The 22524-nt window shown below is 68.8% G+C and carries 17 protein-coding genes; 10 read left to right on the top strand and 7 right to left on the bottom strand.

The window, feature by feature from the left end; translation table 11 throughout:
• Positions 1–447: 447 nt before the first annotated feature.
• From ACGFIE_RS30575 to ACGFIE_RS30560, 4 genes are all read left to right on the top strand, one after another.
• Complete coding sequence (locus tag ACGFIE_RS30575) at positions 448–1803, top strand: ABC transporter substrate-binding protein (protein ID WP_393301174.1); 1356 nt, start codon at positions 448–450, stop codon at positions 1801–1803.
• Positions 1804–1900: 97 nt separating this feature from the next.
• A complete protein-coding gene (locus tag ACGFIE_RS30570; protein WP_393301281.1) occupies positions 1901–2842 on the top strand; it encodes a carbohydrate ABC transporter permease in 942 nt (313 codons plus the stop codon).
• Positions 2839–3753, top strand: coding sequence for a carbohydrate ABC transporter permease (locus ACGFIE_RS30565; protein ID WP_393301171.1), 915 nt, complete (start codon positions 2839–2841; stop codon positions 3751–3753). The genes ACGFIE_RS30570 and ACGFIE_RS30565 overlap by 4 nt, the downstream gene beginning before the upstream one ends.
• Before the next feature lie 182 nt (positions 3754–3935).
• Positions 3936–4361, top strand: a complete 426-nt coding sequence (locus tag ACGFIE_RS30560) for a cupin domain-containing protein (protein ID WP_393301168.1) — start codon at positions 3936–3938, stop codon at positions 4359–4361.
• Positions 4362–4371: 10 nt separating this feature from the next.
• On the opposite strand, the gene ACGFIE_RS30555 is transcribed toward ACGFIE_RS30560, so the two are convergent.
• The 3 genes from ACGFIE_RS30555 to ACGFIE_RS30545 all read right to left on the bottom strand — a co-directional run bounded on the left by ACGFIE_RS30555 (position 4372) and on the right by ACGFIE_RS30545 (position 7192).
• Positions 4372–5238, bottom strand: coding sequence for an NADP-dependent oxidoreductase (locus tag ACGFIE_RS30555; protein ID WP_393301165.1), 867 nt, complete (start codon positions 5236–5238; stop codon positions 4372–4374).
• Positions 5239–5479: 241 nt separating this feature from the next.
• Positions 5480–6712: an FAD-binding oxidoreductase gene (locus tag ACGFIE_RS30550; RefSeq protein WP_393301162.1), complete on the bottom strand. Its 1233-nt coding sequence runs from the start codon at positions 6710–6712 to the stop codon at positions 5480–5482.
• Between the two features lie 45 nt (positions 6713–6757).
• On the bottom strand, positions 6758–7192 hold the full coding sequence (locus tag ACGFIE_RS30545) for an RrF2 family transcriptional regulator (RefSeq protein ID WP_393301159.1): 435 nt from the start codon (positions 7190–7192) through the stop codon (positions 6758–6760).
• Between the two features lie 223 nt (positions 7193–7415).
• On the opposite strand from ACGFIE_RS30545, the gene ACGFIE_RS30540 reads away from it, so the two are divergent.
• The 3 genes from ACGFIE_RS30540 to ACGFIE_RS30530 all read left to right on the top strand — a co-directional run bounded on the left by ACGFIE_RS30540 (position 7416) and on the right by ACGFIE_RS30530 (position 9994).
• Complete coding sequence (locus ACGFIE_RS30540) at positions 7416–8600, top strand: globin domain-containing protein (RefSeq protein ID WP_393301156.1); 1185 nt, start codon at positions 7416–7418, stop codon at positions 8598–8600.
• Positions 8590–9273 carry a cell division protein DivIVA gene (locus ACGFIE_RS30535; RefSeq protein ID WP_393301153.1) on the top strand — a complete coding sequence of 228 codons (684 nt, stop codon included), beginning with the start codon at positions 8590–8592 and terminating at the stop codon, positions 9271–9273. Before ACGFIE_RS30540 ends, ACGFIE_RS30535 begins: the two co-directional genes overlap by 11 nt.
• Before the next feature lie 307 nt (positions 9274–9580).
• Complete coding sequence (locus ACGFIE_RS30530; protein WP_393301150.1) at positions 9581–9994, top strand: anti-sigma factor family protein; 414 nt, start codon at positions 9581–9583, stop codon at positions 9992–9994.
• A gap of 66 nt (positions 9995–10060) precedes the next feature.
• Here the strand turns inward: ACGFIE_RS30530 and ACGFIE_RS30525 are convergent, their stop codons facing one another.
• Positions 10061–10768 (bottom strand): hypothetical protein, encoded by a 708-nt coding sequence (locus ACGFIE_RS30525; protein WP_393301147.1) that lies wholly within the window; start codon positions 10766–10768, stop codon positions 10061–10063.
• A 273-nt stretch (positions 10769–11041) separates the two neighbouring features.
• Entirely contained in the window at positions 11042–12787 is a 1746-nt protein-coding gene (locus ACGFIE_RS30520; protein WP_393301145.1) for a S8 family serine peptidase, read from the bottom strand.
• Between the two features lie 168 nt (positions 12788–12955).
• Between ACGFIE_RS30520 and ACGFIE_RS30515 the strand changes: the two genes are divergently transcribed.
• Entirely contained in the window at positions 12956–14695 is a 1740-nt protein-coding gene (locus ACGFIE_RS30515) for a ricin-type beta-trefoil lectin domain protein (protein WP_393301142.1), read from the top strand.
• A 540-nt stretch (positions 14696–15235) separates the two neighbouring features.
• Positions 15236–16240: a hypothetical protein gene (locus ACGFIE_RS30510; protein WP_393301140.1), complete on the top strand. Its 1005-nt coding sequence runs from the start codon at positions 15236–15238 to the stop codon at positions 16238–16240.
• A gap of 66 nt (positions 16241–16306) precedes the next feature.
• On the opposite strand, the gene ACGFIE_RS30505 is transcribed toward ACGFIE_RS30510, so the two are convergent.
• Entirely contained in the window at positions 16307–18871 is a 2565-nt protein-coding gene (locus ACGFIE_RS30505) for a LuxR C-terminal-related transcriptional regulator (RefSeq protein ID WP_393301137.1), read from the bottom strand.
• Between the two features lie 95 nt (positions 18872–18966).
• Positions 18967–21534: a LuxR C-terminal-related transcriptional regulator gene (locus ACGFIE_RS30500; protein WP_393301135.1), complete on the bottom strand. Its 2568-nt coding sequence runs from the start codon at positions 21532–21534 to the stop codon at positions 18967–18969.
• A gap of 424 nt (positions 21535–21958) precedes the next feature.
• Between ACGFIE_RS30500 and ACGFIE_RS30495 the strand changes: the two genes are divergently transcribed.
• A complete protein-coding gene (locus ACGFIE_RS30495) occupies positions 21959–22501 on the top strand; it encodes a sigma-70 family RNA polymerase sigma factor (RefSeq protein ID WP_393301132.1) in 543 nt (180 codons plus the stop codon).
• Positions 22502–22524 lie beyond the last annotated feature (23 nt).

The following is a 22524-nucleotide window of genomic DNA, read 5'->3' as shown; positions in this document are numbered from 1 at the left end:
CTCGAAGACCTCCGCGCTCTCGGCTGACGGCACCTGCACGTCTCCGCTGCCGTGGACGGCGAAATCCGTTTGGGCCAACGGCGTCGCCGCATCGACCTGCTGCTCGTCAGAAAGTTGATCGTCCCTTGAACCCGTTTTGCCTCTGCTACGTCGGTGTTGTGGACGCGCCTGGAGGCCGAGTCCCGACCGACCACATTGGAGGCCAAGAGACGGCATTCGAGCTGCACCAATCGTCAGCCCTCCAAGTCGGAGACCCTGCGCTGCATCCGATTCGCGGTGGCAGAGCAACGGCGGACCGCCCCATCGGGTGGTTCGACGTTCGACGGCGAGAGCAGCCCACACCCTGAGGCTGTTCGCCACGACCTCACCGCACGCGATTGCCTTGCTATTTGACCAATTTGCCGGTGGTTTCGATCTGGGACGGCCGGCGGTAGTGGAAGGAAGCGTATGCCCTCTCGTGCCACGAAACCGCGCCTCGCGCTTGCGTCGGTCGGCGTTATCGGCCTGACCCTCATCATCGCCGGGTGTAGCGGCGGCACCGAGCCAGACGATCGGGCCGCAAACATGCCCAAGGTTGACTGCGCCCAGTTCGGCCAGTATGGCGATCTGAAGGGCAAGACCGTCAGCATTTATGCGGGCATCGTCACGCCCGAGGACAAGGCTTACACCGACTCGTACAAGCCGTTCGAGGAGTGCACCGGCGCCACTATCAAGTACGAGGGCGACAAGTCCTTCGAGACGCAGATCCTCGTCCGCGCCAAGGCCGGCAACCCGCCGGACCTCGCCATCGTGCCGCAGCCAGGCCTGCTCCGGCAGCTCGTCGGCACCGGTCGTGTCAAGGAGGCGCCGACCGAGGTCGCGGCAAACGTCGACAAGTTCTGGGACAAGGAATGGAAGACGTACGGGACCGTCGACGGCAAGTTCTACGGCGCCCCGTCAGGCGCGAGCATCAAGTCGCTGGTCTGGTACTCCCCGAAGGAGTTCAAGGACAACGGCTACCAGGTGCCCAAGACGCTCGACGAGCTGATGCAGCTGACCGACAAGATGGCGACCAAGGGCAGGAAGCCCTGGTGCGCGGGCATCGCCAGCGGCGAGGCCACCGGGTGGCCGATCACCGACTGGATGGAGGACATGATGCTCCGGCTCAATGGGCCGGAGTCCTACGACAAGTGGGTCAGCCATCAGATCGCCTTCAACTCGCCCGAGGCGGCAGCGGCACTCGATGAGGCCGGCAAGATCCTCAAGAACCCGAAGTACGTCAACGGCGGTCTCGGCGACGTCAAGAGCGTCGCTACCACGACCTTCCAGGACGCCGGCCTGCCGATCCTCGACGGCACCTGCTCCCTGCACCGACAGGCCAGCTTCTACGCGGCCAACTTCCCGCCGGGCACGAAGGTGGCCGAGGACGGCGACGTCTTCGCCTTCTACCTGCCCGGCAAGGACGCCAGCGCCAAGCCCCTGCTCGGCGGCGGTGAGTTCAACATCGCGTTCAGCGATCGACCCGAGGTCAAGGCCTTCCAGACCTACCTCTCCACGGACACCTGGGCCAATGTCAAGGCCTCCGTCTCCCAGGGCTGGGTGAGCGCCAACAAGGGCCTGGACGTGACCAAGGTCAGCAGCCCGATCGACAAGCTCGCCGCGGACCTGCTGCAGGACCCGCAGGCAGTGTTCCGCTTCGACGGCTCGGACCGGATGCCGGGCGCGGTGGGTTCCAACGCGTTCTGGAAACAGGCCACGAGCTGGATCACCGGGCAGAGCACCCAGCAGACGGTGGACAACATCGAATCCGCCTGGCCCAAGTGAGCTGAAGCAATGGGGCCGGTCGGCGCGAACCGCGTCGACCGGCCCCGAACTATCGAGGGAGGTGAGCTCTGTGAATACTGCTGGCAAACTACTTTTGATGGCGAGCGCGGTCCTGCTCTTCTTGGCGGTGGTCGGCGTCATCCTCTTCGTGGCTGGGCGCTTCAGCGGCCGCCGCAGCGACCGCCGCGTTGCGTTCCTGTATCTGGCTCCAGCCCTTGCCCTGCTCGCCGTCGGGCTGGTGTACCCGGCAGCACGCACCATCTACCAGTCATTCTTCGACGCCGCCGGCGAAACATTCATCGGCGTCGACAACTACCGTACGATCTTCACCTCGAGCGATCAGCTGACGGTGCTCCGCAACACGGTGCTCTGGGTGCTCGTGACCCCGTTCGTCGCCACTGGCGTCGGGCTGCTCTACGCGATTCTGGTGGACAAAGCTCGACTTGAGTCGTTCGCCAAGGCGCTGATCTTCCTGCCGATGTCAATCTCCTTCGTCGGTGCCTCGATCATCTGGAAGTTCATCTACGAGTACCGGCCCGACCAGGCCGGGGTCAAACAGATCGGTCTGCTGAACCAGGTGATCGTCTGGGCCCACGGCACTCCGCAACAGTGGCTGGTCAGCCCACCCTGGAACACTCTCTTCCTCATCCTGGTGATGATCTGGATCCAGGCTGGCTTCGCCATGACAGTCCTCTCGGCGGCGATCAAGGCCATCCCGGACGACGTGGTGGAGGCCGCCCGGCTCGACGGGGTCAGCGCGCTGGGCATGTTCCGGTTCGTGACTCTGCCGAGCATCCGGCCCGCCGTGGTGGTCGTGCTCACCACGATCGGTATCGGCACGCTGAAGGTCTTCGACATCGTCCGGACCATGACCGGCGGTCAGTTCGACACCAGCGTCGTCGCCAACGAGTTCTACAGCCAGAGCTTCCGAAGCGGCAACGAGGGTCTTGGCGCGGCGCTGGCGGTGCTGCTCTTCGTCCTGGTCGTCCCGATCGTCGTCTACAACGTCCGACAACTGCGCGCAGCGGAGGCACGATGACCGTGACCAGCACTCCCCTGAGCACGACCCCACCGATCGACCCCGTCAGGCAGGCGCCGGCAAGCGCCAAGAAGAAGCTCACCTCCTCCTGGGCCTCGCTGGCGGCCGTGCTTCTCGCCGTGCTCTGGACGCTGCCCACCTTCGGTCTCGGGATCTCCTCGCTCCGGCCGGAGCGGGCGATCAAAACCACCGGCTGGTGGACGTTCTTCAGCGATCCGACGGTGACCCTGGACAACTACCGGGCGGTGCTCAGCCCCGAGGGGTCCGAAGGGTTGGGCAGCTTCTTCGTCAACTCGTTCGTGATCACCATTCCGTCGGTGATCATCCCGCTCTGTCTGGCGTCGTTGGCCGCGTACGCCTTTGCCTGGATCAACTTCCCGGGGCGCAACGTGCTCTTCGTCGGGGTCTTCGCGCTGCAGATCGTGCCCATCCAGGTCACCCTCATCCCACTACTCACGCTCTACGTGAAAATGGGAATCGCAGGCTCTTTCTGGACCATCTGGCTGTCTCACTCGATCTTCGCGCTGCCCCTGGCGATATTCCTGTTGCACAACTTCATGAAGGAGATTCCGGCCGGTCTCCTCGAGGCAGCGCGCATGGACGGCGCCGGGCACGTGCAGATCTTCTTCAAGGTGCTGCTGCCGCTGCTCACGCCGGCCCTTGCCGCGTTCGGCATCTTCCAGTTCCTCTGGGTCTGGAACGACCTGCTGGTCGCGCTCACCTTCGCCGGCGGGGGCAACGCGGTCGCTCCGATCACGGTGGCACTTGCAAACCTCACCGGCACGCGGGGCACGGCCTGGCACCTGCTGTCGGCGGGCGCCTTCGTCTCCATCATCGTGCCCGTCACCGTGTTCCTGCTCCTGCAGCGCTATTTCGTCCGCGGCCTGCTTTCTGGGGGACTCAAGGGCTGACAGTAATCACCACGACACATTCACTCCTCGAAGGGCTCGGCCAGGCTGAGTCGCTGCGAGTGATGATGAATGGGCTTCTCCAGGCCACGGCGACGGAGGCGTCCGGCTACGAGCACAAGCTCGCGATCGTCAGCCGGAGGCCTCCGTCGCCGCGCTCGCGGTGCCCGAGACAGGGTCTGCCGTTGATAGCCATCGGCGAAAGGGGGTACGTCGCCGAGGACAGGTCGCCCGACTTCGACGGGAAGGCGGATCGCGTGGAGAAGTACAGCCTGGACGCGCAGGCGCGGGAGCATCTGGAGCGCGCCCTCGCGGGGAGCGCGGGCCGCAGTGCGGCGACGGTGTACGGCGGCCACGAGCACACGCTGCGGCAGACCATCATCGCCCTGCGCACGGGGACCGAACTCAGTGATCACGAAAACCCGGGAGAGGCGACGGTCCTCGTACTACGCGGGCGGGTCGAGCTCATCGACGCCACGACGAGCTGGACTGGTCGACAGGGAGATCTGCTCGTCGTCCCGCAGCGGCGACATCGGCTCAGCGCGCACGAGGACTCGGTGGTGTTGTTGACCGTGGCGAAGGTTGCTCCCCCGCCCGCCGACGTGCCGTGATCGGACCGGGTCACGGGCGTACCGTCAACACCGTCTTCCCCGGTCGATGTCCGTCGTTGCCCGCGTATGCCTGTCGCCCGTCGGTGAGCGGAAAGGTCCGCGCCACGAGTACGCGCAACGCGCCGTCGTCCACCAGTTGCGCGAGCCGCGCCGACTGACTTCTGCTGGGGGTGACGACGAAGAACATCAGTGTGGCTTTGCGCTCCTCTCCCAGGCCGGCGGGGGGCGGCGCAGAGAGCGTGACCAGCCGACCTCCCGGGCGCAGGACGGCCACGGAACGAACGAGCGTCTCCCCGCCAACGGTATCGATCACCACATCGACGTCGCTCACCTCGGCCTCGAACGGCCCCTTGGTGTAGTCGACGACCCGGGTGGCGCCGAGCTCACCGAGCAGCACGGCGTCGGCTTGTCGAGCAGTCGCGGTGACCCGCGCGCCGTGCAGGGCGGCGAGCTGGACCGCGAAGGCGCCCACTCCTCCGGCACCCCCATGGATCAGGACGTGCTCCCCCGAGGCTATGCGCGCGTGATCGTGCAGGGCCTGCCAGGCGGTCAACGCCGCGAGCGGTAGGGCGGCGGTCTCGACGTGCCCGATCCGGCGGGGACGGTGGGCGAGGGCACTCGCGTCGACGGTGACGAACTCGGCGGCTGCGCCGTTCCTGTTGAAGTCGATCAACCCGTACACCTCGTCGCCCACCGCGAGGTCGGTGACCGCTTCACCGGTCGCGGCCACCACCCCGGAGACTTCGTGCGACGGGATCATCGGAATCCGGTCACCGCCGTCGGCGGTCCGCCAACTCTGCTCCCAACCAAGCTCGGCGAAGGTGATCCCCGCCGCGGACACAGCGACGAGCACTTCACCGCGGACAGGAGTCGGCACCGGTGCATCCTCGTAGACCAATGTGTCCGGGGCGTCGCGCTCGTAGGCGCGTAGGGCCTTCATCATCGCCACCTGAATCTCCCGGCTGTCGAGAACGTCCCCAGGACAGCATCCTATTTCAACGCCAATTCACATTCAGGCTCTTGGCGATCAGAAGCGGACCCGACGGCATCAGGATGCTTCCCGGGGCGGTGGACCGGCAGTGCCGGACAGCGGCACCACCGGTTCACCGATCGTGCGGTCAGGCGTGGCCAGACAGCGAACGGGAGGCGGTCCATTGATCGGAGCCGAACACCTCATAGCGGATGCGCTCACTCGGCAGACCACGTCGGCGCAACTCGGAGCGGACCATACGCATGAAGGGCAGCGGACCGCAGAGGTAGGCCTCCGCGTCGGAGGGAAGCGGAATCGCCTCGGGCTCGATCAGACCGGCCCGAACTTCCGCGCCGGCTGGTCCTTCTCCCTGCGGCTGCTCGTACCACACCAGGTGCCGGAAGGTCCGCAAACGCGCGCCACTGCTGGTGATGTCGCCCTGCAGCGGATGCCGCAGAGGGCTGCTCTCCGCGTGCGCCGCGGTGACCTCCCGCTGCGGCTGGGTCCGCGCGACGTGCTCGAGGATCGCCGCCATCGGAGTGATGCCGACGCCGGCGCTGATCAACACCAGTGGATGGGTGCCGGCACTGAGGGTCAGGTCGCCGTACGGCGCGCTGAGGGTCAACTGATCCCCGACCCTGACGTGGTCGTGCAGGTGAGACGAGACCAGGCCGTCCGGAGCACCGCCGCGTCCGCGGACGCGCCGAACCGTGATGCGAAGCGCGCCGGAGGAAGAAGCCTGCGAGAGGGAGTACTGGCGCATCTGCTGTCCGCCATCGCGCAGAGGCACCAGCACCGACACATACTGTCCTGGCAGGAAGGTGGGCGCCGCCATTCCGTCGGCGGGCGCCAGGACCAGCGAGACGGTGTCGTGGGCCTCCTCGCGCCGGGCCACGACTGTGAACGGGCGCCATGGCCGGCCAGCGGTGACTCCCGCGGTCGCATAGAGCCGCGCCTCCGCGCCGACCAGCCGTACGGCGAACAGCCAGTAGACCTCGTCCCAGGCTGCCGCGATCTCTGGGGTGACCGCTGCGCCCAACACCGACCCGATCGCGTCCATCAGGTAACGACCGACCAGTGTGTACTGCTCGGGACGAACACCGAGCGCCGCGTGCCGGTGCGCGATGCGGTCGACGATCAGATCGAACGGCGGAGCGTCCGGGCCGTCCTGGCCGATCAGATGTGTGGCGAAGGCGGCAATGGAGGCAGCGAGGGCACTGCGCTGCGCACCCGTGGCTTGAGCGCTCCGGCTGAAAACGTTCAGAAGTTCCGGGTGGTCGGCGAGCATGGTGTCGTAGAAGGTCCCCGTTATTGCGTCCAAATGCTCACCGACGACTGGCAGGGTTGCTGCGATGACCGGTGCGTGAGCTACGGACAACATGGTGCCTCCGTTGAATCATCGTTCGGAAAAGGTGAAGAAGGGCAGCTAGTGGGAGGCGAGGATCGAGGGCGCCGCGAGTAGCACCGACGTGGGCGCGGCGATCAAGTCATCGATGCTGACGCGATCCAGGCTCGCGTAGAAGGCCTCCTGCGCGACACGGAGCTCGGCGCGGAGTCGGCAGCCCGCCAACAGTGGGCAGGCCGGTTCGTCGCAGGAAACGACTTCGGATTCCCCCTCCAGGTCTCGCAACAGTTGGCCCACCGTGACTGTTGATGTGCCACTGATCAGCCGCACCCCACCACCGCGACCACGGGTGGTTTCCAGTACGCCCAGGTGCTGCAACCGCTGCACCACCTTCGCCAGATGGGTGCGGGGCACGGCCAACGCAACGGCCAACTCGTCAATGGTGCTTCGACCGCCACGGCTCGCACCCAACATGACTATGCGAAGTGCGATGTCGCTGGAGCGGTTGATGCGCATGAGCAGAAAGCTAGACGAAAACAGGAGTCTCATACTCCTGTTTGTGCGAAGCCTCACAGCTGTTCAGATGACCTGAACTCGCGGGCCTCGGCAGCCGTTGTGCGGTCACTGGCACAGGTAAGGAGAACGACCAGTTGAGCCCAAGACCCGGGTCGGCGACGGCCGACGAGCATGCCCCGCACGTCATGTCAGGAGAACGCGCCATGCTCGGCTGGCCCACACCATGAACATCGACGGACTGAGGCGCAGTTGGTCGCTACTGGTGGAGCAGGGGGATCAGGCGCCGCTCTATTTCTACTCCACCCTGTTCGCGGCCAGTCCGGAAATTCGAGAGATGTTTCCGACGAACATGGCGGGGCAGCGGGAGCGGCTTTTCACCGCGCTTGGACACACTGTCGCGAACATCGACCAGCTGCCGCGAATCACCGAATATCTCAGGAGCCTTGGCCGCGATCACCGCAAGTTCGCGGTGCGAGCGGACCAGTACCCGTTACTGGGCAGAGCGTTGGCCGCCACGTTTCAGCACTTCCTCGGACCCGAGTGGACCAGGGAACTCGCCGACGACTGGAGCAGCGCCTTTGCCATGATCGCCCAGATCATGATTGACGCGGCCGCAGAGTCGGAGCGGACCAGCCCGCCGTGGTGGGTCGGCGAGGTCGTCGCCCACGAGCGGCGTACGTTCGACGTCGCGGTGCTGACCCTGCGGCCGTCCTACCTCTTGCCCTTCACGCCTGGGCAGTCGATCAGTCTGTCCCCCTCGGCGAGCCGCGCCTGGCGCTACTACTCGCCTGCCAACGCGCCGAGGCCCGACGGCACCATCGAGTTGCACGTCCGCGCCACTCCAGGCGGACTTGTCAGCTCGCGGCTGGTCTACGGCACCACCGTCGGCGACCAGCTCCACCTCGCCGCTCCCGTCGGCGAACGGCTCGCCCTGACACAGGCAGGCGATCGGGATCTCGTCCTTGTCGCGGGGGGCACTGGTTGGGCGCCGCTGAAGGCACTGGTCGAGCAGGTCGCCGCCGAGGGCGGCCAGCGCCAGGTCAGCCTGTACGTGACAGCCCGATCCCGCGGCGACCTCTACGACTCGGCGTACCTGACCGAGGCGGCAACTCGGCACCACTGGCTGACGGTCCGGCATCTCATGGAGCCGCGGACGGGCGGAAACGGCCCGGGCGGCCTGGTCGACACTCTGGCGGCGGCCAGCGGCGGCTGGCGGGATCGCCACGTCTACCTCTGCGGCGGGGATTCGATGGTGAGGGCAACCCTCGACAGTCTTCGCGATGCCGGCTTCCACGAGGGTCAACTCCACCACGAGGGCCTGAGCACCGGGTGGTACGGGGCCGACTGGCGGACGCAGGTCGGGTCGAGCGATCAACGATCTCACGCGAAGGTGACACATGAGCGCTGAACCCCTCGCCCACTACGACGGCGGCGACATCTCCGGTGGTGTCGCGCCGAGGGCGCGGCTCACCGCGGACAGGGTCCGGCGCTGGACCTTCAGCCCGGCGCCGCTGACCCGGCGTGGCTACGATGCCCGCTCGGCCGAAGCGTTCCGCGTTCAGGTCGCCGACGAACTCGATGTGCTGGCATCCCAACTCGCCAACCTGAGGGCGGAGAATCAGCGACTCAATGATCATGTCGAGCTGCATCGCCACGGGGTGATTCCCAGTGCCCGCCTCGACCACATACCTGGCGCACGGGAGGTGAATCTCTTGTCCTCCGCCCAGCGCGAGGCCGAGAGCATCATCGGCCAGGCGCACGAGTACGCCCGGCAGGTCGCCGAATACGCTCGCCAGCAGTACGAGGGCTACTTGGAAGCAGCGGCGGAGGATGCTCGGCGCGAAGCCGAGCGGACAGTTCACGAGCACCGATCGATCGCCGGGGCCGACGTCGACAACGGTGCGGCCATGAGAGAAGCCCTGCGCGCGTACGGCCACCTGATGATCTCGCACCTCCGGGCGGCGGCGCAGCACCTCCATGACGGAAGCGACCAACTCTCGGCGACGATGGAAAGGATCACCGCGGAGGCTGTGCCCGGCACGACTTCCGCCAGCCGTCCGGCACTGCCGCCACAGCCATAATCCGACTAGCGCCCGTGCCAAAGCCCCTCGCCGCAGGCCGGTCAGGGGCTTGGCACGGCCCCAGGTCCGTGCACGTCCCGTCGGCGGGGAAACAACGGAGCGGAAGCGAAGCGGCGCTCGGCCGACCCCTCGGAGGAGAAGTACGGCCCGCCCGGCCGCCAGACACGACGGGCCGACCGTGCTGCCGGTTCACCGGCTCGTGGACCGGCCTCTGCGGAGGGGCGCCCTCGTCGCTTGCTCGCCGGCCCGTCACGCCCGTGTCGACTTCTGACCGACGTCTAGCAATGCCACAAATGAGACGAGCGATATGTTTTGTGCGCGGCACGGCAACCCTCAGACGCTCAGGGCGATCTGGCCACCGACCCCATCTGCACCATTTGCCAGGCCGCCCCGACGGGCCGCACAGACCCGACTGCGAGGGCTACTGTGCAGTAGCGCTCTCGGAACGACTGCTGGCGGTGGACAAAGATCGATGACATGTGACCAAGCCCGGCAAGGCCGGGTGTCGATGTATCTGTTGGGCCTGTTGGACAGCCCAACGGAGGAAGAATTCGAGCGACACCTCGGCTCCTGCGCCACGTGCCTGCAGGAGAGCGAGGATCTGCACTCGGTGACAACCGCGATGCTGCAGGCGATGCGAGCCGAGCAGTGTGCCACCGCGCAGGTCCCGCGCCAGCGGACCGGGCGGGACAACGACCCGAGCGAACCAGGACAGCCCTAGCCCGCCAGGGCAGGGGCCATTGCGGCTCTCCGAAGGATTGAGCCGGACGTTCGGGACAGCAACGTGTCAGGCGGTGGTCAGGCCGGCATCGGCCAGCGACCATCCGTTGCCGCCGACCAGCCGCCAACCCCGCCCGCCGGTGACGATCCGATCCCGACCGATCCGGCAGCGCAACTGATGGACGATGACGCCGACCGTACCGGCAGCGGACGGCCGCTGGGGCGGTGGGATCGAGGAGAAGATCCGCTGCCCGTTCCGCGGTGCTCCCTCCGCTTCGACCAGCGCCCTCAGCACGGCACATTCCTGCGGCCCGAGACGATGCCCCGCACGTGAGCCGGTCACTCCGGGCTGCGCGTCAAGCCACACGTACTGTCGCCGGACATCGAGGTGCACATCCGCGTACGAGACGATATGGGGGGCGGCAGCGGACGGTGACTCAGTGGGATCGTGCAGCCACCAACCGCCGGCGCCGGTGAGGATGCGATCGCTGCCGATCTTGTGGCGGATGTGCGAGATCACCACTCCGACCTGTCCGGCGGCGGGTGGACGGCATCCCCGTGGCATGGCCTGCATTATCTCGCCCCGGTTGAGTGGTCTGCCAGCTGCGACCATCAGGACGGCCAGCACGGCTGCCTGCTGACCGCTGAGTACCGCGGCGGTGTACTCGGGACGCAGCCGGACCATGCCGGTCGAGACCTGCAGCTCAACGCCCGCGAACGTGAGCGGAGGCTGGAGGACGGGCAGATCCGCCCGGGACCCCACCATGACTGACATCTGCACCTCCACCGATCTCGGACCTTCGATGGCGGGTGGGCGGAGCCGGATCAACGTGCCCGGTGTCTCTCGCCTCTCGCCGATCTGTGGTGGCAGGCGTGCCGCGACGAGCCTGCGCGCTTCCAAGGGGTCGATCCGCGGCCGGCGCAGCCCGCTCGCCGACCGGCGCCAGGCCCTACGACGCGGATCCCGGCGGGGCTCCGATGACGCGAGGACGGACCGACCCGGACGGCCGGCGGTCGACCCGGACGTGGTTCGTCACGACTCGCACACCTACCTGGACGACGGGCCGTCCCCGGCGTCGGCCTCGGGCCCGGCCGCGGGCTCAGGATGCGGCGCCGTCGGCTGCGGTATGAGCACCCGCCCGACTGATGGCGTTGCCGAAAGGTCGCCTACCAAGCCGCGATCCGGGGCCGCCGTCAGGCCGGCAGCCGACGGCGCTTTGCGGAGGCGCCAGGCCAGCAGGCCCACCGCGCCGAATCCGATCACGACCACCAGTCCGATCATGAACCGGCGCCATGGCTCGCTCCCGCCGTCGTCATCCGCGCCGACGGGCCTCGCCTCGGCGGAGATGTCCGTCGACACCGCCGCCACCGGGCTGATCATTCCCCACCCGCTCATCGGATGCGGCACCCGATCCACCAGCGGATTCGCCGTGGCACGGAGACGCTCGGCGACCTGCGCGGCGTCGAGATTCGGGAACGCGGACCGGACGAGCGCCGCGGTGCCCGCCACAAAGGCCACCGCGTACGCCGTTCCGCTACCGGCGCGTAGGCCACCGCCGGCTCCGCCGTAGCTGGCGACGTCTACGCCCGGCCCGACGACATCCACTCCGCCGGAGAGATAGCTCGCCGCGAACTGCCCGTCGGGCCCCACGCCAGCGACCCGCACCACGCCGTCCGGCGCGGACGACCTGGAGGCCGTGCCCGGCGTGGCGCTGGCGCCGTCGCCGGTCAGCGCCGGTGCCACCACCACGACGTCGTGCGAGAGAGCCTTGGTCACCGCATCCCGCACGCTCTGGTCCTCGACGTCGACGTAGCCGCCCAACGCGATCACCTTCGCGCCCGCCGAGACGGCAACCTCGATGCCGGTCGCGACGTCGACCGGACGTGCCGGCGGCTTCGTCTTGATGACCCGGACCGGCAGGATGCTCGCTTCCGGGGCGATCCCCACGACCCGGGCGGACAGCGAGCCGGCGCTCCCGCTCTGTCGACCCGCGATGATCCCTGCCATCGCCGTGCCGGAGCCGACGCAATCCACGTCACCCCGGCCGTTACCCGCCGTGATGTCGGCGCCGACAGCCACGCGCTCGGAAAGTTCCGGAAGCTGGCCGTCCACTCCGGAGTCGACCACCGCGACCAGAACCCCCTCTCCCTGCGCGCGCTCCCATGCCTGTTGGGGAGCCACCCGCTGGTACGCCCAGACCGACTCCTCCCCCGCCTGCACCGACGGAGCGCACATCGAACGCTGAGGCCGCGGCGGCCTGCTCGGTGCCGGCGTGGGCCGGGTCGTCTTCCCCGGATCCGGGTGGGCACCACCGCGGGTCGGCCCGGGTGAGGGTGTGCCGTTCGGCGGCGGGGCGGACGGCGTAGGCAGCAGGCCGTACTGGATGCCTTCGCCGAAGGCGTCCCACGGCAGCACGAGCTGCCAGCCGGGGCGCAGCTGCCCATTCCCGGTCAAGGCTGCGCCATCGGGCTGCCTGCGGCCGAGGTTGAGATTGAGGATGTCGTCGGCGCGGCTGACGTCGTCGAGGAACCGTTCGGCGACGTCGGTCAACGTCTCGGGCTTGCCCTGCGACGCCGCGGGCACCGTGTAGTACTTGACGAACTGACCGTCGCCCTCAGGCGCGGCATACCCCACGCCCGGCAGCCCCACGAGCAGCATTGCCAGCACGGCCACCAGCGCCAGTAGCGCCGGCGCACCGGAACACGCCCGTTTCACCGTCACCAGAGCCCTCCCCCTACGCCACCGCGCCCGCGACGACGCCTGCACTACGCGGCGCGCGACGACGAGGTTCAACAGTCGGCGAGGATTCTGACCGAACGTCCTCGGGAGCGGCTCGTGCGTCGTCGCACGAACGCCGACCCTCCTCCCGCGGATGCCGACCGCGCTTTTCGGGCGGGCGATTGAACCACCGCAACGTCACAGCCGTCGTGGGGACGACCACCACACGAGGGAGCGCGAGCTGTGTCACTGAAAGCAGGTTCCAGCCCGGCGCGCCGTCGCCGCGACGGTGCCACCCGGGCCTCGCACCGAGCCGAGAAGCAGGCGCCCACACGCGCACCCGTGCGGCTGTGGGGCGCGTCGGCGCGTCGTGTGGTGATTGCCGGCGCCGCGCTGACGGCCACCGCTCTCCTCGGGGTCGCCGCATTCGCCGGCTTCGGCGCAGCCACCGCCGAGGACTCGGCACTGCCTGGACGGCCCGTCCCTGGTGAGTACGAGCCCCTGATCGCGGCGGCGTCGCTGTCCTGCCCAGCGCTGACGCCGGCGCGGCTGTCCGGGCAGCTCATGGCCGAGTCCCACTTCGATCCCAGCGCGCGGACCAGTTCCGGCGGTAGCGGCCTCGGGGGTCTCAGCGACGACCTCTGGCAGAAGTGGAAGCCGTCACCGCAGGCGCAGCGGCTCGATCCCGCGGCGAACATTCTCGCGCTCGCGCACCGCATGTGCGACCTCGTCGGCCAGGTCCGCAGTGCCGGTGGGCACGGCAACCTCTGGCAGTTGGCGCTCGGGGCGCACCATTCGAGCGCGACCAGTGCCGCCGCCCTCGCCCGTGCCGTACCCGACAACGCGCGTGGCTATGTCGACCGGGTCAGCCGATACGTGGCCTGGTACGACAAGCGTGCGCAGGGCGGCGGCACCCCGGCACCCGGCGCGACCGCACCGGTCACCGGAGGCGAACCCCGGCCGGTGCCGGCCGCGTACCTGGCCTCGGTGCAGGCCGCGGGCCGGATCTGTCCCGAGGTGACGCCGCCACGGGTGGCCGCACAGCTGATGGCGAGCTCGGCGTTCAACCCCAACCTGCTCGGCGCGGACGGCGCCCAGGGCATCGCGCAGTTCCGTCCGCAGTTGTGGAGCCGCTTCGGCCCGAACGTGGGCGCGGCGTCGGTGTGGGACCCCAGCATCGCCATTCCCGCTCTCGGACAGGCCATGTGCGGCCTGACCAAGGAGATGGGCAAGTTGAGCAAGGAGCCCTACCAGGCGGCCCTGGCGGCGTTCCGGTGGGGAGTGGACCCGGTACAGCAGGCCGGTGGTGCCCCGCAGACGCCAGCACTGCGCTCGTTCGTCGACGCGGTCGCCGCGTACACGGCCTTCTACGCTCAGGAGCCGGCGTTCGGCGGCAAGCCGGGAGCCACCGCAAGCCCTGGCACGCCGGTGAGCCCGGGAAGGCCCGGCCCGAGTGCGACCGGTAGCCCCGGAAGCAACACCGAGTCGGACGTGAGCGTGCCGGGCGGCCCGACTCGTGGCGCGGACCCGTCGACGTCAGCGCCAACGTCGGCGCCGACGTCAGCGCCAGCGCCCCCGCCACCACCGCCGGCGGGCGTCAGCGGACCCGTGGTACGGATTCGCGGCCACGAGAGCGACCGCTGCATCGACGTCACCGACGGCTCCTACAACAACAACCCGGTACTGCAGATCTGGACCTGCAACACCGGTAGCAACCAACGCTGGACCCTCGGTTCCGACGGCACCGTGCGCGCGTTCGGCAGGTGCATGACGGTTGCCGGCGGCTCCACGACGAGCGGTGCGGACATCGTGCTGAGCACCTGCAACGGCAGCGCCTCCCAGCGGTTCGATCTGAACGGCTCCCACGACCTGGTCAACCCGCGCGCAGACAAGTGTGTCGAGGCCAGGGGTAGCGGAAGCGGGTCGAGGCTTCGACTTGCCTGGTGCGCCGGCTCCGACGACCAGAAGTGGAGCCGCAACTAGGTGGACGCCCCGACCGCTGGCTGTGTCGGCCGTCTCGCGTGCAGCACGCGGAACGCGCTGCTGAGAACGATGATCTGCCTGGGGGTGGCCGCCCTGACGGCGGTCACCCCCGTGACGGCTCTCCAGGCGACCGCCGGCGCGGCCCGCCCGCCTTCGGCCGCGCCTACCGCACCGTCGACGCCTGGGGGCAACCCGAAGTACTACGTCGTCGGAGATGCAGCTGGCGTACAGCGCGAGTATCTGTACCAGATCGCCGTCCGGACCCTGGGCGACGGCAACCGGTACGGCGAGATTTTTGCGCTCAACCGGGACCGGCCGCAGCCCGACGGCGGCCGGCTCACCGATCCGCTGGAGTTGCGGCCCGGCTGGCGGCTTCTCCTGCCGGCGGATGCCAAGGGGCCGGGAGTGCACGTGGGCCCGCTTCCGGAGCCCACCGCAGCGAGCCCATCGGCCGTACCACACTCTCCTGCCGCGGCTACCGCCCCGTCCCGCACGGGCGGCGCGGCCCCCTGGCTCCTGGCCGCCGCGGCGCTCGTGGTCATGACCCTGCTGCTGGCCGTGAGCTTGCGTGTTCTGCGGCGGGGTCGCGGTGGTGGCCAGTTGGCTCTGCCCGCCCCGCGGGCCTGGATCGCGTTACCCGGGGCGCGGCGACTCTCCCTCACCGCCGCTCCGCACGCACGCGGTTCCCTCGACCCCGGTCCCGTGCTGGTGAACGCGGAGAGCCAGCAGGGGGAGGTGACTTCTCCCCCGGGCGACACCGCAGCCCCGGCGCAGGATGCCGCGCGTGATGGTGCGGAGGCCGTGGAAGCTGCCACCCGTTCCCCGATCGACGCAGCCGCCGCTCCACGTCCGCTCGACCCGCCTCAGGTGGCCACGGCAGCCGTGCCGACAGCGACGACTGGCCAGCGCGCCGACGTCCGCACCGAAACGGCGCCGACCGTCCCGACACCACCCGCGGCGGTCGAGCGGCCCACCACCCGTCGTCCTCGGCCGATCGAAGAGAGCGGCGCGCTGGGACTGACGCTGACCAGCGCTGGCCGATCGCTACGGGTGCGGCTGATCGGCCGGGGGCAGGGCGAAGAGGAGCCGAGCGCCTGGCTCGACCGGAGTGAGGCGCCCACCGGGATGACGCTCCCCGTGCTGCTCGGAGTTCGCGACGGTTGGCAGCTCTGCGTCAACCTGGCCGCAGCCTCCGACGTACTGACCATCTGCGGCCCGATCGACGACTGCAGGGCTGTCGCCCAGTCGATCGTCGAGCAGGTCCAGGTTGCGGGCCATGAAGTGAACGTCATCGGTGACGTGCTGGGAGCAGATCTGCAGCCCGCCTACCACCGCGCCGCCGCGCTGACCGAGCTGTCGTTCCCGTGGACAGAGCAGGAGCCGCCGCGGGTTGGAGTGGTGATCAGCGGCGGTCTCGTCGGCCAGGAGCTTGCGGCAGCCAAGCGGCTCGTGGCAAGCCAACACCGGGTCGTACCCATCGTGCTGGGCAAGGTCTTGCGTTCCCCGTGGTCGATCATGCTCGACTTCGAGGCCGACGACGAGTGAACCGCGGGCGTGGCCCGCCAGAGCGTCGATGCCGTGGCGGCGTCCTCGCGCGTCCCCGCGACCCGTTCAGGTCTCCGAGGTCAGTACACCGAACCGTCGAGCCCGCAGGGCCGCCTCGGTACGGCTCGTCGCACCCAGCTTGCGAAACAGTCGCGCCGCGTGGGTCTTGACGGTCTCGACCCCCACTCCCAGCTCATGAGCGATCTCGGGATTCGTCGCCCCCGCCGACAGGAGCCGCAGCACCTCCATCTCCCGGGTCGTCAACACCTCGTTGGTGCCCGACAGGGGCCGCGCGGGTTCCGCTCCGGTCAGCCTGGTGAGCAGATCAGCGGCAAAAGCCGCGTGCGGACCGCGTACCGCCGCCAGCCGGAGGACGGGCACCGCCGCGGCTCTCTCGAAGAGGATCAGTCCCGGCGATCCGTCGGCCAGGCACCGTCGCAGTGCCGGCTCGGCGACTCGGAGGGCGTCGGCCAGGCGCCGCCGTCGAACGTAGTGTGCGGCGAGCCGGATGCGTGCGCTGCCGTACACGTCTACCATCTCCAGGCGGTCCTCGGCCTCGACCGCCGCCCGCAGCAGTCGTTCCGCCTCACGGTGCTCCCCGGCGGTACTGGCCAGCATCCCCGCCAACGACAACCGGTTGACCACGGCGGGGTTGTCGGCGGGTGCGTCGGTCAGGTGGGCCGGTATGCGGGCCAGTGCCTCGCGCGCCTGATCCAGGTGACCCAGTGACCACCGCACTCTCCCGACCAGGAACCAGGCACCGGGCTGAGCGAACCACAGGTGCGGCAACATCTCGGCCCGGCTGGTCATCTGCGACAGTTTGCGGTCGATCTCCGCTGCGGTCTCGTCGCCCTTGAGGAGGAGCACCTCGGTGAAGGCCAACGCGAGGCCGATCAGCGGTGGCGCGCCCCCGTACCGCGCGTATTCGGCGTCTATCCGCAGCACCTGCGCCCGGGCCTTGTCGTGCCGGCCACGAAGCGCGTCGACGAAGACCGCGAGTGCGTCGACCTGGAGCCGGGGTAACCCCTCGGCGAGGCACCGTCGGGCGGTCTCGACGAAGCGGTCCAAATCTCCCAGCACACCCGGCGTGAGGCAGAACGTCGGCAGGACGTGCGTGGCGGCGACGACCATCGTGTGTCCAGCGTCGACGACCTCCAGGACGGCCCGCAGAGACCGCCGAGCCTGCTCGGCGTCACCCGCGAGTTGCGCGAGTTGTGTCCTGATCAGCCCAACCCGCACCGTCATGTCGGGCTCCAGAGTCGACCGCAGCGCACGATCCAGCAGGACGCGGCTCGCCTCGCGGTCGCCCTGCAGGTAAAGGCACTCCGCCTGCCGGGCGAGCACCGGCCCCGAAAGGCCGGACGCGGCGAAGGCGGCGCGCGCGGCGGCCAGGTCGCCGGACAGGAACGCCAGCTCGCCCCGCAACCGGAGCAGCTGGGGGCGGTGCAGGACGTCTTCCGGAAGCTTGCCCAACAGTTCCCCGAGCGAGACCGCCCGACCCTCGCTGAGCAGGCTCAGACCCTCGGTCTCCAACAGGTCGACGGCGGCCGCCTGGTCGCCGCCACGCAGCAGGTGGCCGATGACGGCCACGGTGTCGCGCTCCGCCGCCGCGGCCCGCCGGTGGAGCCTTTGGCGCGCATCGACCGACCAGCGTTCCACCTTGCGGCGTAGGAACTCCGCGACCAGGGCGTGGAACCGGTAGACCTCCCCTCCGGTGCGCTGGAGGAGGAAGAGACCTCGGTCGGCAAGGTGCTCGAGGAGGTCAGCTGCGTCCGTTCGGCCGGTCACCGCCACGCAGGCCGGGACGGAGATCTCCGACAGGACCGCGATCGCGGCGAGGAATCGCCGCACCTCCGGCGGCTGGGCATCGAAGACCTGCCGTGTGAAGAAGGCGTAGAGCTCGGCTTCGGAGCGGGGCGATCCCGCCACCGTCCGCTCGCCGGCCAGCATTCTGACCCCTGCGGGCCAGCCCTCGGTCCGCTGCATCAGCCGTTCGACGGCCCCCGGCGACAGCGTGAGCCCCAGGCGTCGGTTGACCAGTTCCTCCACCTCGCCGGGCGAGAAGCGGAGGTCTTCCGGCCCACGCTCGGCCAGCAGACCTCGCAGGCGCCACCGAGCCAGCGGAATGTCCGGCACCGCGCGGGACGCGAGGAGCAGATGAAGGTTGTCCGGCACCCTGAGCACCAGGTTGCGGAACAGCTCGATCGCCGGGGAGGACCGCAGCTTCTCACCGTCGTCGAGGATGATCAGCAATTGCTCGGGGTGCTGCGACACCGCGTTGAGCATCGCGCTGAGGGCGAGCAGCACGCCGTCGGTGTTGGGGTGTGAGTCGAGCACGGCCGGCACCGCCCGGCCGATGAACGGCACCCGACGGCCCAGGGCCGTGGCGACAGCGGCGATCAATCGCCGAGGTTCGTTGTCATCCTCGTCGAGGGTCAACCAGATCGCCTGCCCCCGGAGCTGTCGCGCCAGCTGGGCGGCCAGGGTGCTCTTGCCGTAGCCCGCGGGCGCGACGAGCAGTGTCAGAGCGGCGGCGAACGCGTCGTCCCCGAGGGATTCCCGCAGGGCGACCCGGTCGAGAGCGGTCGTCTGCACATGGGGTAGCGCGAACTTTCCCGCCGGAAACGCCATGGTTACATTCTAGGAACCCGCGCGGAAACCGATGGAGTGGGGACGAGGGCCGCGGACCGCGCCGAGCAGCGGGAAAGCCCGGTCTGCCATGTCGTTCAGGACAGCAACCCGAGCGCCTCCGCGCGGGCTGCCAGACCGGCTCGCGAGCGGGCGTCCAGCTTACGAAGAAGCCGTCGCACATGGGTCTTCACCGTCTCCACGCCGACACCGAGGCGTTCCGCGATCTCGCGGTTCGTCGCGCCGGCCACCAGCAGGCGCAACACCTCAGCTTCACGCGCCGTGATCGACCCAGCACTGCCCGGAATGGGTACGGAGGCTCGGGCCTTCGTGGTCGCGCGTTGCAACAGCGCTGTGGCGTAGGCGGTGTACGGGCTGCTGGCAGCGGCGAGCGTGAGGACGGGCAGGGCCATCGCGCCATCGGACAGCACCACTCCGCCGGCGTTGCGCGCCGCACACTCGCGAAGCAGCGGATTCACGGCGCTCAGCGCCTCCTCGTTGCGCCCCTGCTGCTCGTAGAGCCACGCAAGCCGCGTTCGCGCACTCCCGTACACCTGCATGGTGAGGTGGCGGGTCTGATCCTCCTCCCGTACTGCCGCTCGGAGCAGCGACTCGGCCAGGCGGTGATTGCCCTCGGTGTACGCGAGCAGTCCCTCCAACGAGAGCCGGTGGGTGGTGAGCAGTGTCATCGGCTCGTCGGCGTGCACGGGTATCTGCGCGAGCGCGGCGTGGGCGGCATCGAACTGCCCGTTGAGCCAGCGCGCCCGGCCGGAGAGGAACCAGGCGCAGCCCCGCAGGGTGGCTGTCATCCGACTCATCACCGAGGTTCGGCGGTGCAGGTCGTCCACGACACGGTCGAGTTCGGGGGTGGTGTAGGACCCGTGTTGCAGTCGGGCCACCGCCAGGGCGAAAGCGGTCATGGGTGGCGGGCCGCCGAACTGTTCGTAGTCGGCCAGCACCCGGTCGACCTCGGCCGGCACGGACGCCGTCGCGCCCCGAACGGCGTCCACGACAACTGCCAGCGAGTCGACCTGTAGCCGTGGCAACCCCTCGGTCAGCACCCCCCGCGCCACCTGGACCAGCTGCTCCATGTGATCGACAGCGCCACGGGTGTAGGCAAGCGACGGCGGCAGATACGTCACCGCCGTGGCGATCGCCTGTCCCTGGGACACGATGCGTAGCGCCGCGGTCAGGGAATCCTCCGCACGGTCGAAGGTGCGCCGCAGCTGGGCCACCTGAGCGCGGATCAGTAGCAGGCGTACCTGTTCGTCAGGCCCCGGCGTCTTGACCAGCGCCCGGTCGAGCAGTCGGTCACTGTCGACCAACTCGCCCTGGAGGTAGCGGCACTCCGCGAGCCGGGCCAGTACCGGTCCGTCCGTCCCCGCCTTCTCGAAGGCCCGCCGTGCCGGTGCCAGATCACCGGCCGCGTATGCCAGCTCACCGGCGAGGCGCATCAGCTCTGGCCGATCAAGGGCCTGCTCGTCGAGCCCGCCGAAAATTTCCCGCAACGAAGCGGCTCGACCGAGTTGGAGGAGTTCCATGCCGTTGGTCTCGATCACGTCGGCCGCCGCCGACCGATCGCCGGCGGCAAGCAGGTGGCGCGCGACGGCAATCGGATCGCGCTCGGCGGCAGCGGCACGTCGGTGCAGGGCCGCCCGCTCCGCCGCCGGCCACCGCGCCAGCCGCGCGCCGAGGAAGTCCCGGAACAGGCCGTGATACCGGTAGGCGGCATCCTCCTCCTGCTGGATCAGGAACATTCCCCGACTCACCACCTGCCTCAGCAGGTCGGAGCAGTCGTCGCGGCCGGTGACGATCGCACAGGACCGGGCGGACATGTGCGCCAGCACGGAAGTTTCGATGAGGAAACGCTGCATGGCAGGGTGCTGTCGATCGAACACCTCCTCCCCGACGAAGGCCGTGAGTTCGGCATTGGCGGCGGAGGTACGACGTGCCACGTCCGGGCCGGCCGACGACAACAGCCGGACGGCGGCGGGCCACCCCTCCGTTCGGAGGTACGTCTGCTCGATCGCATCCTCCGAAAGTCCCAGTTTCAGGTGGATGTTGAGCAGGGCTGCGACCTCGTCACGGGTGAATCGCAGGTCCTCCGCTCCCCGCTCGGACACCAGCCGTTTCAGGCGTAGCCGAGCCAACGGAAGGGGGGGCCGGTATCGCGTGGTCACCACGAAGTGCACGTTGCTGGGGACACGTTCGACGAGGGCGGAGAATTGGTCCTGCACCGAGGGATTGACGATCAACTCCCACTCGTCGAGGACGAAGACGACGTCGTCTGCCGACAATCGGGAGACCCCGTTGATGAGGGTTGTTGTCGCCCGTCGCACCGAATCTTCCGGAGAAGTTTCGGTCAAGACGGTGGTAACCGCGCGGTCAATTGCCGGATCGTGCCGTCCGAAACCGGCGGCGAGGGCGGCGAGGAAGCGGCGGGGGTCATTGTCGTCATCATCGACGGACAGCCAGATGGGCTGCAATGTCGTCAGCGCGGCAAGCAACTGGGTGACCAGCGTCGTCTTGCCATAGCCCGCCGGAGCACTGATCAAGGTCAGCGGAACGGTCAACACGTCGCCGGCCAGAGCTGCCACCAGTCTGTCGCGATTGACGAGTTCGGCCGGAGTTCGTGGCGGCGCGAACTTGGTGACCGGGAACAGCATGGGGGTGACCCTAACGCCCGGCTCCGAGACCTCTCGGAGAGAGGTGTCAGGCACGGTGAGTCACCACCACCCGCGTTGACGAAAACGGTTTCGCGACAGTCGGGCCGCGTACCCCATCTGGGGGACGACAATGTTGCTCGGCCCACGCTTGGCTGGCGACATGACGAAGAGCCGGACCGGTTGCCTGCTCCGGGAGCCAGTGGCGTCCCACAGACGCCGCAGTGGCAGCGGTAGCGCCTTCGGCGTTCGGGCCCAGGCGGAGAGAGGCAGAACCTCCATCGATCGCATCGGCGCGCTGTCCGCTTGGAAGAAACACTGAGTAAGAAGGACCGGTGAGGCGATCTTGACCCGGACCGCCAGCCGCAGCGTCCGTTGGAGTATTCGGTTCCGCTGCCACCGCAGCATCGATCTCTGAGGCCAGTGAGTGAACAACAACGCCGTCCCGTCCCCGGTCAGCGACGAAAGCCACGATTCCTGGATGCGTGATCTGCACGGCACGCACGCGGATCCGCTCCGTCGTTACCTGATCCGGCTCACCCTGGGCGAGCCGCACCTCGCGGAGGATCTTCTTCAGGAAACGATGCTCCGCGCGTGGCGGCACCGCGCGCATCTGCCGACCGACCACGAAGGGCTTCGGCGGTGGTTGTTCACCGTCGCGAAACGGATCGCGATCGATGCGCTCCGCGCCAAGCAGGCCCGCCCGACCGAAATCGGCACCGCCGACATCAGCCTTCTGTCTGCCGCCAGTTCGGCCATGGACGACGTCGTCAGTGCCGTCCAGACCGTCCGGCAGGCAATGCCGAAACTGACCCCGGCGCACCGTGCCGTATTGATCGAGCTTTACCTGCTGGGGCGTTCGGTCGAGGAGGCCGCCGTGCAGCTCGGGATTCCGGAGGGCACCGTCAAGTCCCGCGCCCACTACGCGTTGCGGTCTCTTCGGGACGTCATCGGCCCGATCGACGAGTGAGACCGCCCTGCGCGTTCCGTTCG

The sequence above is a fragment of the Micromonospora sp. NPDC049275 genome (assembly GCF_043197115.1).
Lineage (GTDB): Bacteria > Actinomycetota > Actinomycetes > Mycobacteriales > Micromonosporaceae > Micromonospora.
This window is presented reverse-complemented; position numbering and strand designations above follow the sequence as displayed.

Coding starts and splice junctions, on each gene's coding strand:
- ACGFIE_RS30565 (WP_393301171.1), top strand. CDS start 2,839: ATGACCGTGACCAGCACTCCCCTGAGCACGACCCCACCGATCGACCCC.
- ACGFIE_RS30525 (WP_393301147.1), bottom strand. CDS start 10,768: ATGTCAGTCATGGTGGGGTCCCGGGCGGATCTGCCCGTCCTCCAGCCT.
- ACGFIE_RS30540 (WP_393301156.1), top strand. CDS start 7,416: ATGAACATCGACGGACTGAGGCGCAGTTGGTCGCTACTGGTGGAGCAG.
- ACGFIE_RS30570 (WP_393301281.1), top strand. CDS start 1,901: ATGGCGAGCGCGGTCCTGCTCTTCTTGGCGGTGGTCGGCGTCATCCTC.
- ACGFIE_RS30545 (WP_393301159.1), bottom strand. CDS start 7,192: ATGCGCATCAACCGCTCCAGCGACATCGCACTTCGCATAGTCATGTTG.
- ACGFIE_RS30550 (WP_393301162.1), bottom strand. CDS start 6,712: ATGTTGTCCGTAGCTCACGCACCGGTCATCGCAGCAACCCTGCCAGTC.
- ACGFIE_RS30575 (WP_393301174.1), top strand. CDS start 448: ATGCCCTCTCGTGCCACGAAACCGCGCCTCGCGCTTGCGTCGGTCGGC.
- ACGFIE_RS30530 (WP_393301150.1), top strand. CDS start 9,581: ATGTTTTGTGCGCGGCACGGCAACCCTCAGACGCTCAGGGCGATCTGG.
- ACGFIE_RS30510 (WP_393301140.1), top strand. CDS start 15,236: ATGACCCTGCTGCTGGCCGTGAGCTTGCGTGTTCTGCGGCGGGGTCGC.
- ACGFIE_RS30535 (WP_393301153.1), top strand. CDS start 8,590: ATGAGCGCTGAACCCCTCGCCCACTACGACGGCGGCGACATCTCCGGT.
- ACGFIE_RS30500 (WP_393301135.1), bottom strand. CDS start 21,534: ATGCTGTTCCCGGTCACCAAGTTCGCGCCGCCACGAACTCCGGCCGAA.
- ACGFIE_RS30505 (WP_393301137.1), bottom strand. CDS start 18,871: ATGGCGTTTCCGGCGGGAAAGTTCGCGCTACCCCATGTGCAGACGACC.